At 42.2% G+C, this 14,521-nt stretch carries 14 protein-coding genes and 1 other annotated feature; of the genes, 11 read left to right on the forward strand and 3 right to left on the reverse strand.

All coding sequences use genetic code 11. The annotated features are described in order from the left end of the window. The first annotated feature begins 36 nt into the window (after window positions 1-36). Both M3204_RS01340 and opp4C (M3204_RS01345) read left to right on the forward strand, forming a co-directional pair. Window positions 37-987 (forward strand): ABC transporter permease, encoded by a 951-nt coding sequence (locus tag M3204_RS01340; RefSeq protein ID WP_251477437.1) that lies wholly within the window; start codon window positions 37-39, stop codon window positions 985-987. Window positions 988-1,044: 57 nt separating this feature from the next. Next, window positions 1,045-1,914, forward strand: coding sequence for an oligopeptide ABC transporter permease (gene opp4C, locus M3204_RS01345; RefSeq protein ID WP_251478103.1), 870 nt, complete (start codon window positions 1,045-1,047; stop codon window positions 1,912-1,914). A 59-nt stretch (window positions 1,915-1,973) separates the two neighbouring features. Here opp4C (M3204_RS01345) and M3204_RS01350 read toward each other — a convergent pair whose 3' ends face one another. Beyond that, on the reverse strand, window positions 1,974-2,243 hold the full coding sequence (locus M3204_RS01350) for a hypothetical protein (protein WP_251477440.1): 270 nt from the start codon (window positions 2,241-2,243) through the stop codon (window positions 1,974-1,976). Between the two features lie 376 nt (window positions 2,244-2,619). On the opposite strand from M3204_RS01350, the gene M3204_RS01355 reads away from it, so the two are divergent. The 8 genes from M3204_RS01355 to M3204_RS01390 all read left to right on the forward strand — a co-directional run bounded on the left by M3204_RS01355 (window position 2,620) and on the right by M3204_RS01390 (window position 10,544). Then, window positions 2,620-3,270, forward strand: coding sequence for a DUF2268 domain-containing protein (locus M3204_RS01355; RefSeq protein ID WP_285856861.1), 651 nt, complete (start codon window positions 2,620-2,622; stop codon window positions 3,268-3,270). Window positions 3,271-3,449: 179 nt separating this feature from the next. After that, window positions 3,450-4,472 (forward strand): ABC transporter ATP-binding protein, encoded by a 1,023-nt coding sequence (locus M3204_RS01360; RefSeq protein ID WP_251477446.1) that lies wholly within the window; start codon window positions 3,450-3,452, stop codon window positions 4,470-4,472. Then, complete coding sequence (locus M3204_RS01365) at window positions 4,472-5,458, forward strand: ABC transporter ATP-binding protein (protein ID WP_251477451.1); 987 nt, start codon at window positions 4,472-4,474, stop codon at window positions 5,456-5,458. Before M3204_RS01360 ends, M3204_RS01365 begins: the two co-directional genes overlap by 1 nt. Before the next feature lie 47 nt (window positions 5,459-5,505). Continuing rightward, the gene (gene opp4A / locus M3204_RS01370; protein ID WP_251477454.1) at window positions 5,506-7,221 is read left to right on the forward strand and encodes an oligopeptide ABC transporter substrate-binding protein; all 1,716 of its coding nucleotides are present in this window, start codon (window positions 5,506-5,508) and stop codon (window positions 7,219-7,221) included. Window positions 7,222-7,254: 33 nt separating this feature from the next. After that, on the forward strand, window positions 7,255-8,220 hold the full coding sequence (gene opp4B, locus M3204_RS01375; RefSeq protein ID WP_251477457.1) for an oligopeptide ABC transporter permease: 966 nt from the start codon (window positions 7,255-7,257) through the stop codon (window positions 8,218-8,220). A gap of 11 nt (window positions 8,221-8,231) precedes the next feature. Further along, window positions 8,232-9,140, forward strand: a complete 909-nt coding sequence (opp4C, locus tag M3204_RS01380) for an oligopeptide ABC transporter permease (protein ID WP_251477460.1) — start codon at window positions 8,232-8,234, stop codon at window positions 9,138-9,140. Window positions 9,141-9,500: 360 nt separating this feature from the next. Beyond that, window positions 9,501-9,728, forward strand: a complete 228-nt coding sequence (locus M3204_RS01385; protein WP_251477463.1) for a hypothetical protein — start codon at window positions 9,501-9,503, stop codon at window positions 9,726-9,728. 69 nt (window positions 9,729-9,797) lie between these two features. Further along, a complete protein-coding gene (locus tag M3204_RS01390; protein WP_251477466.1) occupies window positions 9,798-10,544 on the forward strand; it encodes a YjbA family protein in 747 nt (248 codons plus the stop codon). A 173-nt stretch (window positions 10,545-10,717) separates the two neighbouring features. Here M3204_RS01390 and trpS read toward each other — a convergent pair whose 3' ends face one another. Next, a complete protein-coding gene (gene trpS / locus M3204_RS01395; protein ID WP_251477469.1) occupies window positions 10,718-11,707 on the reverse strand; it encodes a tryptophan--tRNA ligase in 990 nt (329 codons plus the stop codon). A 58-nt stretch (window positions 11,708-11,765) separates the two neighbouring features. Beyond that, window positions 11,766-11,992, reverse strand: a binding site (T-box leader). Between the two features lie 68 nt (window positions 11,993-12,060). Continuing rightward, window positions 12,061-12,426, reverse strand: coding sequence for a DUF3899 domain-containing protein (locus tag M3204_RS01400; RefSeq protein ID WP_251477472.1), 366 nt, complete (start codon window positions 12,424-12,426; stop codon window positions 12,061-12,063). 273 nt (window positions 12,427-12,699) lie between these two features. Between M3204_RS01400 and M3204_RS01405 the strand changes: the two genes are divergently transcribed. Beyond that, window positions 12,700-14,406, forward strand: coding sequence for a peptide ABC transporter substrate-binding protein (locus M3204_RS01405; RefSeq protein ID WP_251477474.1), 1,707 nt, complete (start codon window positions 12,700-12,702; stop codon window positions 14,404-14,406). Window positions 14,407-14,521 lie beyond the last annotated feature (115 nt).

Here is a 14,521-nt window from a genome sequence, read left to right on the forward strand (position 1 = left end):
CAATATATATCTCTTATTTTAAAAAGGAGAATCGCCATGCTATCTTATATCATTCGCCGAATACTGATGGCCATTCCATTGCTGTTAGGGATTACCGTTGTCTCCTTTGCCATTATGAAACTAGCTCCAGGGGATCCCGCCAGCTTGCTGATGGACCCGACCATCAGCCCTGCGGACAAGGCCCGGTTCATGGAAAGGTACGGGTTGAATGACCCTATCCATATTCAGTATTTTAAATGGCTAGGAGCCATGCTCCAGGGTGACTTTGGTACTTCGCTGATTCGCAAGGGCGTTCCAGTAATTGAAATGATCATGAACAGGATGCCTAACACAATTTTATTGATGGTCGTTTCAACATTCCTGGCTCTGTTGATTTCCATCCCGTTCGGGGTCATTTCAGCAACAAGGCCTTATTCAAAACTTGACTATTCAGTTACAGTCACTTCATTCCTGGGGGTAGCCACACCAAACTTTTTCCTCGGGTTGATCATGATCATGATTTTTGCTGTCCAGTTGAATTGGTTCCCTACCGGCGGGGTTGCTACCTTGAACGCTCCATTCAGTCTCTGGGACCGAATACACCATCTGATGATGCCGGCTTTTGTGCTGGCTGCAGCAGATATGGCAGGGCTGACAAGGTATACGAGGTCCAGCATGCTGGAAGTTATCAAGCAGGATTATATCAGGACCGCCAGAGCAAAGGGTTTTAAAGAGAATAAAGTAATCTATAAACATGGTCTTCGCAATGGTCTGATTCCTGTCATCACCATTTTTGGCCTGATGATCCCATCTTTCATAGGCGGGGCGGTTATCGTGGAAAAAATATTTACATGGCCTGGTATAGGATTGTTGTTCGTAGATTCAGCTTTCCAGCGGGACTATCCGGTAATAATGGGCTTGACTGTCATCTCAGCAGTATTTGTAGTAATAGGGAACTTGATCGCAGATATTCTATACGCAATTTTCGATCCAAGGATTGAGTATTAAGGGGAGGTAAACATGGCAAATACAAATCTGGCCGGAAATACATCTGGCAGCCTTGAAATGCATGGCATCAAAACCTCACGGGACACAATGCTCGGGATCATTGTCAGGAAGTTTTTCAAAAACAAGCTTGCGGTGTTTGGCGGGATTTTCTTGATCATCATTATTACGGCAGCGCTCTTAGCACCGGTCATCGCTCCATATTCGCCATCTAAGCAGAACCTGCTCTTAAAATTGCAGCCGCCAAACAGCGAGCACTGGCTGGGGACAGACCGATTCGGCAGGGATGTGTTTTCAAGACTTTTATACGGGGCGAGGATTTCACTTTTGGTCGGGTTTGCGTCAGTGCTGGGATCGATTACGATTGGTACATTTCTTGGAGCGGTCGCAGGCTATGTTGGCGGGATTGTCGATGCCATGATCATGAGGTTTGTGGATATTATTTTATCAATCCCATCCATCTTCTTATTAATCACACTGGTAACGATATTCAAGCCAGGTGTAGATAAGCTGATTTTGATCTTCGCGCTGCTTGGCTGGACAACTACAGCCCGCCTGGTCAGGGGTGAGTTCTTATCCTTGAGGTCAAGGGAATTTGTCCTGGCTTCCAAAACGATCGGAACGAAAACACATATGATTATTTTCTCGCATATCCTGCCTAACGCGATGGGGCCTATCATTGTATCAGCCACATTGGCAGTAGGCTATGTCATTCTGGCAGAGTCAGGATTAAGTTATTTAGGGCTTGGTATCCAGCCTCCGCATGCAAGCTGGGGCAATATGCTCCAGGACGCACAAAACTTCACGATTCTATTGAAGTCCTGGTGGTACCCGCTTGGTCCTGGACTGCTGATATTGCTGACGGTCATTTGCTTTAACTTTGTCGGCGATGGACTGAGGGATGCATTAGACCCTAAAATAAACGAGTAAGTCTTAATGTAAACTTTTTTGTTTTATATTGTCACCTATTGGATTCTTGATTCAGAAACTTATCGAAAAATTTCCCGGAAGCCAGGTAAACCCTGGCTTTTTCTAACGAGATAAGAAAGTATAAATATCACTTCGAGAAATGTCCAGCTCCAGCGTCTAGCCCCTCGAGTCGCTTGTCTAGTGTCGCCTCCTAGAAACTCCGAAACTTCAACTCCCCCCGCAGAAGCAAAAAGCGCTTCTTTGGTGGAGTCTCCAGTTTCTGCGTTTCTGGGCAGTCGGCTATACAATTCGATTTCGGTCCTGCCAATGAAGTCAAAGAACGACTTCACTGTCAGGCCCTCCAGCGCTTGTCGGAGTTGAACAGTCGCCTATACTTTTCGATTTCGGTCCGCCCAATGAAGTCAAAGAACGACTTCACCGGTCGGCCCTCCAGCGCTTGTCGGGGCTGACCAAGGCGCTTGCGCTTTTCTTATAGGTTGGGAAATTTTTCGCAATGATTTTTGCAATCATTAGAACCCTTGCAGGCATTCCTCATAAACTGGCTGTATAAAAGATTTTTGGAGGGAATGCAATGGGATAATAAGGACAGATGAATGGCTCGATACTGATTTTGATAACCCAAAGAAAATCTGCGAAAGGCTTCTCAATCAATTTCAAGGCGAAAAGGAAGCGAAGAAGATTTACAATTATTTACTGGAATTCGGGATGTACAAGCCGGATCGCAAAAGCAGGAGAGCTTTCGATGGGTTAAAGTCAGAGGGTTTTTGGGATAAAACAGAGAAAATATTTTTGAAATATAAAAAAAAGTGGAAAGGCCCTGATATTCCCATTTTCATTTTTCCGATGAATGAATCGAATTCAAGATTGATGAAAGAAGGGAAGGGCAAGTCCGGAGTATCCTTCATCGATAAATTATTTTTATTCCTGACTCCTATCGACGATCTCAAACAACTGGAGGCTTTGTTTGTCCATGAGTACCATCACGTATGCCGGATGAACGGCTTGAAAAAAAGTCCTGCGGAATATACACTGCTTGATTCAATCATTCTTGAAGGTCTCGCTGAGCATGCAGTTGCCGAAAATTGCGGTGACAAATTCACGGGCGAATGGAGCCGGCGATATTCGACAGAATACTTGAGTGAATTTTGGAAAAATGATCTTTCCGAAAAGCTTTCAATCAAAAGAAATGACCGGCAGCATGACCAGATTTTATTTGGATTAGGCAGCAGGCCCAGGCTTTTGGGGTATGCAATTGGGTATGAAATCATAAAACAATATAAGCAACATGAATACTTTACTGAAAAAGCTTCTTTTAGCATTCCTTCAGAAGATTTTATAAAGCTAATAAATTTTTAATATTTTTCCAAGGTGTAAAAAACCCCGAGAGAACGGGTTTTTTTTTTATTTTTGAAAAATAATAAATTTCCCAATTGAAAAAAAAGTATTGCAATTGTAACAAATCTGTAATAACATTTTATTAAAATATATTGAATTTGCAGAATATTTTATTATTTAAAATGTGAGAAGGTGTCCCAATGAGCAACTATTCAATACATAAAGAAGCACCTTTGCTTGAGGTCAAGAACCTGGAAACAGCTTTTAATATTGATGGAGAATACTATAACGCTGTTGACAACGTCAGTTTCTCTGTCAAACCAAGACAGATTGTCGGGGTTGTTGGCGAATCAGGGTGCGGAAAGTCGGTAATGAGCCTTTCGGTAATGCAGCTGCTTCCAAAAGGAGTCGGCAAAATTCGTGGCGGCGAAATCGTTTTCGAAGGAGTTCATTTAGAGAAAATGTCGGAAAAGGAAATGAATAAAATCCGAGGCCGTGATATCTCAATGATCTTCCAGGAGCCGATGACATCCATGAACCCGGTTTTCACGATTGGATTCCAGCTTCAGGAAGTCCTGTTCAACCACACGAATATTTCAAAAGCAGAAGCGAGGCAAAAGAGTGTTGCGCTGCTGAAGAGTGTAGGGATCTCACGTCCGGAGAAAATTGTTGATGAATATCCCCACCAGCTTTCAGGAGGCATGAGGCAAAGGGTAATGATTGCGATGGCGATCGCTAACCAGCCGAAACTGTTGATTGCGGACGAGCCTACAACAGCACTGGATGTAACGGTCCAGGCTCAAATTCTTGAGCTGCTGAAGAGCATTCAGGAAGTAAATGATATGTCAGTCATTATGATTACTCACGACCTTGGCGTTGTAGCCGAGATGTGCGATGAAGTTATCGTAATGTACGCGGGCAGGATTGTTGAACGAGCTGATGTTGATACGCTTTTCTATAATCCAAAGCACCCTTATACGGAATTGATGATGGGTGCCATTCCGAAAATGGATGAGGATAAAGAAGAATTAAGCTCGATCAAGGGAATTGTCCCATCACTTAAAAATATGCCGGCAACCGGTTGCCGATTCGCAAACCGCTGCCCTAAAGCAATGCCTGAGTGTGCAACTATTACTCCGCTGCTGGGAGAGGTCGAACAGGGACATGAAGTGGCGTGCATTCTTTATGAAGCAAGTATGCCAAAAGAAGGAGTTAAGGCATAATGAGCAATACAAGTTTAGTAGAAAAAGAGAATTTGCTGGAAATCAAAAACCTCAAAACCTACTATCCAGTCAAAGGCGGTTTCTTCCGTAGAACGGTTGGAAATGTAAAAGCTGTCGACGATGTGTCATTCGAAATTAAAAAGGGTGAAACATTAGGGCTTGTAGGCGAGTCAGGATGCGGAAAGTCAACGACAGGACGGACAATCATCCGACTGTTGAATGCGACCGACGGGGAAATCCTGTTTGAAGGCAAGGATATTACCAAGCTGAGGGGCAAAACGCTCCAAGCAATCCGTCAGGATATCCAAATGGTTTTCCAGGACCCATATGCTTCGCTCAATCCGATGCAAATGGTCGGCGAAATCGTCGCTGAACCGATCAAGAACTTCAAGAATGTAAGCACAAAGGATTTAAAAGAAGATGTTATGGATCTATTGACGAAAGTTGGGCTTCCTGAAGACGCCTATTATAAATATGCGCATGAATTTTCAGGCGGCCAGAGACAAAGAATCGGCATTGCCAGGGCACTGGCGCTTAGGCCAAAGCTGATCATAGCAGATGAGCCGGTATCAGCACTGGATGTGTCCGTTCAATCCCAGGTTCTTAATCTATTAAAAAAGCTTCAGACAGAATTTGATTTAACATTTTTATTTATCGCTCATGACCTCAGTGTCGTTAAGCATATGAGTGACCGGATCGGTGTAATGTATCTCGGCAATATGGTTGAAATTGCCGATCGCAACAGCATGTATGCTGAGCCGCTCCACCCATATACACAGGCTTTGATTTCAGCCATTCCAATGCCGGACCCGCGCAGGAAAAAGGAAAGGATCGTTCTTGAAGGAGATGTGCCAAGTCCATTGAATCCTCCTACAGGATGTCCATTCCACCCTCGCTGCCCAGCAGCGATGGCAGAGTGTTCTCAAGTAAAGCCAGCTTTAAAGGAGGTGAAGCCAGGACACCGGGTTGCTTGCCACCTTTACTAGGGCAATAATTTTTCAAAAAATAAAAAACAAAAAACGGGGGGAAAACCATGAAGAAACCATTGCTTTGGCTAGCTATGCTAGTATTGGTTTTATCAACATTCCTTGCTGCGTGCAGCGGAGGAGACACTAAGAAAACGACAACTGAAGGCGAAAAGGAAAAAGACAACGCTGCTGAAGAAGGACCGCAAGATGGCGGAACTTTGACTTACGCTTTAAGTTCAGAATTCAAAGGCCTTTTGAACTGGAACTTCTACGATGCTGACGGAGACGATGACATCATCGCATTCTTCGACGATGCATTGATCGACTACGATGAAAACCTTAAGGCACAGCCGAACATCGCAAGCTGGAAAACTGATGACAACAAAGTTTTCACATTCACATTTGAAAAAGGCGTTAAATGGCACAATGGCGAAGAACTGACAGTTAATGACTGGGTATTCGCTATCGAAACGATCGCTACTCTCGGTGGAGAACACCAGCGCTGGTCAAACGTTAACACAATCGAAGGTGTTAAGGAATTCAACGAAAAAAAGGCTGACAAGATTTCTGGTCTTGAAGTTGTTGATGACTACACTTTGAAAATCACTTTTGACAAGGCTCGTGTAAACAACCTTGACAACGTTTGGGCTTACCCGCTTTCTAAGAAGGAATTTGAAGGAATCGCACCAAAAGACATGGCTGCTTCTGAGCAGGTCCGCACTAAGCCTGTAGGAACTGGTCCATACAAAGTAACAAAGGTAATCCCTGGTGAATCAGTAGAGCTTACTCGCAATGAAGACTACTGGAAAGGCAAGCCACATATCGAAAAGATCATTGTCAAGGTTATTGATACTTCACTTACAACTGGAGAACTTAAGAATGGAACTCTTGACATGACTCCATTCCACCCAACAGTTCTTCCTGAGATCGAAGCACTTGATAACGTTGAAGTTGTAAGATTCCCTGGCTTATCTTACTACTACATTGGTTTCAAATTAGGTAAATACGATGGCAAGAAAAATGTAATGGATAATAAGAAATACCAGAACAAGGAACTTCGTCAAGCTATGCTTTATGCAATCAATCGTGAAGAGTGGGTAAAAGCGTTCTTCAGCGGACTAGGAAAGCCGCTAAACCGTCCAATCCCAACTGCACACTGGATTGCTGCTGATAACAAAGATATGCCTGTTCAATACGAATATGACCCAGCAAAAGCAAAAGAAATTCTTGATAAGGCTGGATACGTTGATAAAGATGGAGACGGATTCCGTGAAGATCCAAATGGTGAAAAGTTCACTGTTAAGTTCTCTCACTACGCAACTGGAAACCCAACTTTCGAAGCACGTGCAAAAGCTATGACTCAGTACTGGGAAGAAGTTGGCTTGAAATCTGAGCTTCAAATGACTGACGTTAACCTTTACTACGATCAGCTTGAGAAAGATGATCCTGCAATCGAAGTATTCTACGGCGGCTGGGGAACTGGCGCAGATCCAGATCCACTACCACTTTGGGGTATCGAATCTGTATGGAACTACCCTCGTTGGGTAAATGAAGATGCTCAAAAGCTTCTTGAAGACGCTGTTGACCTAGAAGTAGTTGGAACTGACACTGAGAAGCGTGCACAGCTGTATGCTGACTGGCAGAAGATCTTCAACGAAGAAGTGCCTGCACTTCCAATCGCTGAACTAGAAGAAGTAATGGCTGTTTCTAAGCGCGTTCAAGGCGTTAAGTTTGATGTTTCTGGCTCTAACTCACCTCATGAGTGGTGGATCAAGCAATAATTAGTACCACCTATTCAGTTAAGGAGAATGCATATGCTTAAATACAGTTTAAGACGCATACTCGGAATGATTCCTATGCTTTTCCTTATCTCTATTGTAGTGTTTTCCCTGGCGAAACTTATGCCAGGGGACTCACTCAGTGGGGAAATTGATCCGAACAATACGGATCCGGCATACATAGAAGAGATGCGCGAGAAGCTGGGTTACAATGACCCAGTCCATATTCAATACTTTACATGGATTACAAATTTCATGCAGGGAGACTTCGGGAAATCAACCCGTTATAAAATCCCGGCAAGTGATATCATTTCAGAACGATTGCCAAATACTATTTTTCTAGGATTCTCTAGTATTTTAATAACGTATGTACTTGCATTTATAATGGGTATTTATGCCGGCAGAAAGCCATATACACTGGGCGATAATGCCATAGGCACCGCAAACTATATTGGATTGGCACTGCCTTCATTTGTTGCAGGCGTGTTCGCTATCTATTTCTTTTCTTTCACATTAGGCTGGTTCCCTTCAAATGGATCTGTTGATATTTCCACAACCGAAGGTACTGCTGCATACTGGATGAGCAGGATTCATCATGTTTTCTTGCCAGCACTTGTTTTGGGTTTATTAAGTACCGCAAGCTATACGCAATTCCTGCGTAATGACATTATAGAAAACAGCCGCAAAGATTATGTAAGAACAGCAAGAGCAAAAGGAACTCCAGAAAAAAAGATTTACAATCAGCATATCTTGCGCAATTCAATTATCCCGCTTATTACATTCCTTGGTTTTGACATCGTTGCATTGGTAGGCGGAGCAATCATCACTGAAACAATCTTCACGTATCCGGGAATCGGACAACTTTTCTTGAACTCAGTTAGTCAAAGGGATTATCCAGTTCTAATGACGTTAACAATGATGTTCTCATTCCTGACACTGTTTGGAAACCTGATTGCAGACATACTATACGGAATCGTTGATCCAAGGATCAGGCTTGATTAAGGGGGATGGCTATGGAAATTTCAACATCAAAAAATACACAGATTAACCTAAAGCCGGAAAAAGGTTTGTCTCCATGGGCCCTCGCACGAAAAAAGTTTGTTAAAAACAAATTGGCTATGACAAGCTTGATCTTCTTGGTTTTCGTAATGATTGTCTCTTTCCTGGCTCCATACATTACTACTATTGACATTACAAAAATCAACATTGGTTCTATGTCCCTTAAGCCGTCAGCGGAACATTGGCTGGGAACCGATAAGAATGGCCGGGATGTTTTCACAAGATTGCTATACGGCGGCAGAGTTTCATTGCTAGTAGGTATTTCTTGTACCCTTTTCGTTATCTTTTTTGGAACGATTGTAGGATCAATCGCTGGATACTTCGGCGGAATCGTAGATAGCATGTTAATGAGATTTACAGACTTTGTGCTGAACTTCCCATTCTTAGTATTCGTTATCGTTTTAGCAACCATTTTCCATGGTAAAGTAAATGGATTGGTGATCCTGATCATGGTTATCAGCTTGCTTAGCTGGGGCGGTGTAGCGAGGATTGTCCGAAGCAAAATTTTGGCGGAGAAAGAGAATGAATACATTCTTGCCGCCATTTCAATCGGCTGCTCACCATTCAAGGTTATTACTAAGCACTTGCTTCCAAACGTCCTTTCTACAATCATCGTACAAGCAACAATCCTGTTCGCTTCCATGATTGTCGCAGAAACAGGACTAAGCTTCTTAGGATTCGGTGTACCTTCCGAGATACCATCTTGGGGAAACATGCTAGCATTCGCAAATGAACCAGACGTACTACAAGGAAAGCCGTGGATCTGGATTCCACCAGCTCTTGCCATCACTCTCACGATCCTGTCAATCAACTTCGTCGGTGAAGGCTTAAAAGATGCATTGAACCCAAGATCACGCCGTTAAAAAATCTACCATACAAAGGTAGATTTTTTATTTTGTCTATTAATCGATCAGTGGGGTGAGGTCATAGACCCGCCCCTTTTCGGAGCCTGCGTAGGGCAGACTGAGTGAAATCAACAAAGATGGGATATTCCATAAAATCCTGATATATTCCTGACTTCGGCATGGATATTCCTTAGAATCTGGTTATATTCCTTACAATCAGTCAGATTTTCCTTAAAAAATGAATATATTCCTAAAGTCCATAGAAGAGCAACTAACTGTACTTTCCAGCCACGTTCCTTCATATAAATGATAAAAATGGACAGGCCGGGGTGGGTGCAGTGTTTAATTTTACATTGAGAAATGAAAAGAGTCCTCGTTATGATTTTTAGGTTGTTTGTCCTGACGATTGGTTTTGGACTTGCTGTATCAGGGGGGATCAGCACGATTGCGTATTTAAATATGATTACGGCTGGCCATGGTGTTGATGAATATCTTGCTTTCATCTCAAAGAGGGTAGAGTGCTACCTTCTGCCGGCAGGAATCGGCATTATTTGGTTAAGTATCTATTGGCCCCATACGAATGATGAAAATCGATCTTCCTTTTAAGGAATAATTTTACTTAGTGCTGCCCATACTGATGGACAAACAGTTTCTTGAAGTGAGGGGTTATAAATCATGTTGTATCTTCATGATGTCTGGGTAAACTGGTTCGAAGGCGAAGAGAACGGCTATAATGTCTGCCATTTTCACGAATGGCGGAAGGATGACGGTGTAGAGCTTCTTGACCAGGTACCGCTTCTGAAAATTGACCATCTGCTTTTTAATTATATTGAGAATGATTTATCAGAGCTGCCTCAACAGCTTCTGGATGACATTTACCGAAAGGCATACTTGAGGAAAAATCATGAACGCACTCAGCTTGATTACTGTTTCGTTGTATCAGACGGAATAGGGATACTGGCAGTGGATACTATCGGGTATAACATCCCAATCCGCAAAAGCAGGCTTATTCCGAGGCAGGAACAGCTCGTTTATGAGATGATTGAAAATCAGGATACCATTCATTATGGATTCAATGACCAAAGCGCGCTGAAGGATTTTCATATTTTGTCTCCTGAGCCAGATTTAATGAGGGGATTGACACGCAAGGAACGACAATTGAAGCAATTGCTGTTCATGGCGATGGACCAGCTTAATTCCTCGAAAAATGTGGCCGAAGTACGATACTGGTTTACTGAATGGAAACCAGAGTTATATGAAGAAATCCAACGGCTTTCATTTGAAGAGGTTTGGCAACAGCTATTTGAAGAAACAAAATTTGGCTGGTCAGGCAAACATGAAAATTTCTGCGAAAACTTAATCAAGGGACAGGCATTTTTTGAAAAACTGTGGGAAATGGAACACGGTCCTAAAGTAAACTGAGGAGCTGAGTATTTATCAGCTCTTTTTCTTGTTAAGAAAGCCTGCTTATGTTGTTTTCCTGGGCAGTAATTAATTTTTCCTTCATATATACCATCTACCTGAAGTCAATCAGTCTAAATTCCTCCATATAAAAAAGGAGCTGAAAACAAATCAGCTCCTTTTCATTTCTTCTATTATCTGCGTTTGCGGCCAAGGCCCATGGCATTTTCCATTTTGCCGAGCATTTTGTTGGCCACAAGGTTTGCTTTTTCAGCGCCTCGATCGAGGATTTCATCCAATTCTGGTGAATCGATCAGCTCATAGTATTTTTTCTGGATTGGTTCAATGACATTCACGACTACCTGTGCAAGATCGCCTTTGAAGTCTCCGTATCCTTTTCCTTCATATTCTTTTTCAATATCCTCTACTGTCCTGCCGGATAAAATCGAATAAATTGACAACAGGTTAGAGATGCCGGACTTGTTTTCTTTTTCGTACTTTACAATGCCTTCAGAATCGGTAACTGCGCTCTTGATTTTCTTTTCGATTTGCTTTGGTTCGTCGAGCATTGAAATGAAGGCCTTGTTATTTGGATCGGATTTGCTCATTTTCTTTAATGGATCCTGCAGCGACATGACTCTCGCACCAACCTTGGCAATCCGCACCTCAGGAATGGTAAAAATGTCATTGTATTTTTTGTTGAAGCGCTCAGCTAGATCCCTTGTCAGTTCTAAATGCTGCTTCTGGTCCTCTCCAACTGGAACAAGGTCTGTTCCGTAAAGCAGGATATCTGCAGCCATCAGAGGAGGATAGGTCAACAACCCAGCGGAGACAGCCTCTTTGCCAGTCGACTTGTCTTTGAATTGAGTCATCCTTTCAAGCTCACCGATGTAGGCGACACATTGCATCATCCATCCTGCCTGTGCGTGTGCAGGTACTTCCGACTGGATAAACAATGTTACCTTTTCAGGGTCAATTCCTGAAGCGATGTACAATGCTGCCAGGCTTTTGATGTTTTTACGAAGCTGAAGACGGTCTTGAGGAACAGTAATCGCGTGCTGATCGACAATACAGAAATAGCAGTTGTACTCATCCTGCAATTCTGTGAATTGTTTCATTGCCCCGATATAATTTCCAAGTGTAATCGTGCCGCTTGGCTGAATGCCAGAAAATATAGTTTGCATGCAAAACGCCTCCTGATACTTAAAAAAATGTATAAAAAAGACCATTCATCCCTACTTTTGTAGGGACGAATGGTCCGTGTTGCCACCCTAATTACTCACGAATGAGTCACTCTGCCCATGCCAGTACAGCATGGCTCCCTTTAACGCAGGGTATACGCCTGAATCTACTTAGGTTCGAATCAGGGGCTCAAAAGTCCATTCCAAATGCCAGGCTGTTTGTTTACACCAACCACAAACTCTCTGAAAGCCTTAAACAAATGTACTATTCTCCATCATTGCCGTTAACCATTGACTTATATTAAGAATGATTATAATCAAATACCGGCCGATAAGCAAGGGACGTCAGCCAATTTTTACAAATAGTACAAATACAACGCTGCCAGCATCAGGATAAAATCTAAAAGGCCGACAGCTAACAAAGGCTGAGTATTGATTGTCACCAATTCTGATAAAGGTGTCATTTCATCAAAAGACTCCTTCTTACCCTCATTGTCTTTAGAGGTAAAAACATTCCTAAAAGAATAAGATATGGCATCAAAAAAACCGGAATTGACTGTAAAGACAATTAAAGAGATAAAGAGAAGGATACTTGCAATATAAAAAGAAATATTTATATAGTTGAGCAAAGAAAGTTCTCGATAATAGACAAGAGATAGACCAAAAACTAATAGCTGTGATCCTAAAATTCCATAAAAAATTTTCCCAACTCTTTTACGCATTTTACTATTTCTCCCTTAAATTGTTATTTCGGAAAACTAATTATTCGAAAAAATCTTTAGAATAAATCAAATATTACACTAGATATTACATTGTTTTTATTGAAGAAAGGCTTATAAGACACCATTATACCACATTAAAGAAAGGTAATTTATTACTATTGTTTCAATGTTGTAAATTTTTCGCGTAAAAATATTGAACATTTAATTTAATCTATGTATAATAGGGAATGTAAAAAGTTTTCAGAAAACATGAAAAAAAGAGGGGGCATATCTTTGAAAAAGTCAAAATTTTCATTGCTTTTAGTTCTTACTCTAGTATTCTCTCTTTTCCTTACTGCATGCAGCAGCGGAAAAGACAATACTGAGGAAAAGCCTGCTGACAAAGATGACGCAACAGGCGAAGAAGTAGCTAACGTACCACAAGAATTAAGAATGTTGGATTCTTCTGAGATCCCAACAATGGACACTGTCCTAGCTGAAGGTTCTACAAGTTTCACTTACATAAACAACGTAGGTGAAGGTCTTTACCGCCTTGACCAGGACCACAAGCCTGTTCCTGCACTTGCTGAGGGAGCACCTGAAATCAGCGATGACCAAACTGTTTATACTTTCAAACTTCGTGACTCTAAATGGTCAAACGGAGAGCCTGTAACAGCTCACGACTTCGTGTTTGCTTGGCAGCGTGCTATTGACCCTGCAACTGCTTCTCCATACGGCCCTTACATGATGGGCGGCAAAATCAAGAACGCTGAGAAAATCACTGAACTTGGTGCTGCTAAGAAGCCTTATGATGTAAAGGAACTTGGCGTTAAAGCACTTGACGACAAGACTCTAGAAGTAACTCTTGAAAAGCCAGTAGTATATTGGGAAGACCTATTCGCATTCCCAACATTCTACCCGCAAAACCAGAAGTTTGTTGAAGAAAAAGGCGAAGCTTTCGCTAGCAATGCTGAAAACTTACTTTACAACGGACCATTCAAAATGGAAAAATGGGAAGGTACTGACGCAACTGAGTGGGTACTTGTGAAAAACCCTGATTACCATAGCGCTGACAAAGTAACTTTAGAAAAAATCACTGTAAACGTAGTTAAAGATTCAAACTCTGCTGTAAACGCATTTGAAGCTGGCGAAACAGACATGACTGGATTGCTTTCTTCTGATATCGTACCTTCTTACGAAGGCGACGACCGTATGCTTAGCTGGATGGAGCCAACTGTATTCTGGATCAAGTTGAACCAGAAGAACAAAGCTCTTGCTAACGAGAACATCCGTAGAGCAATTGCAACTGGTTTCAACAAAGAAGACCTTGCTAACAGCATCCTTAACAACGGATCTGTTGCTGCAAACTACTTCGTACCAAAAGATTTCGTAAAAGGCCCTAACGGAGAAGATTTCCGTGAAAAGCACGGCGACCTAATCGTGTTCAATGCTGAAGAAGCTAAGAAATCATGGGAAGCTGGCCTTAAGGAACTTGGCGTAGATAAGTTAGAACTTCGCTACCTTGGTGGAGACACTGAAGCAGCTAAGAAAACTGATGCTTACATCAAGAACCAGTTAGAAACTAACCTTCCTGGCTTGACTATCAAGTTAGAAAGCGTTCCTTTCGCAGTACGTCTAGAGCGTGACAACGCTATGGATTATGATCTTCAATTCGCTGGATGGGGTCCTGACTATGGTAACGCGTTATCATTCACAGACCTTTGGATCACTAACGGCGGAAGCAACAGAATGGGCTACGCTAACCCAGAGTATGATAAGTTAATCAAAGCTGCTCAAGGCGAACTTGCTACTGATCCAGCAAAGAACTGGGAAGCTCAGCAAGAAGCTGAAAGAATCATGCTTGAAGAAGATGCTGGTCTAGCACCTGTTTACCAACGTGCAGCTAACATCCTTCTTAACAAGAAAGTTAAAGGACTTGCGATCTACAACTACGGTCCTGACTATTCATTCCAATGGGTAACTATTGGCGAAGAAGAATAAAAACTATAGAAGTTTCTTATTTCAGAGTGTAATAATTCTGAGGATAGAAAGAGAGTATATCTAGATATACTCTCTTTTTCCCTGTATGGCATTTGTCGAATAATAAGGAAAATTG

The sequence above is a fragment of the Mesobacillus subterraneus genome (genome assembly GCF_023715485.1).
Classification (GTDB): domain Bacteria; phylum Bacillota; class Bacilli; order Bacillales; family Cytobacillaceae; genus Mesobacillus; species Mesobacillus subterraneus_B.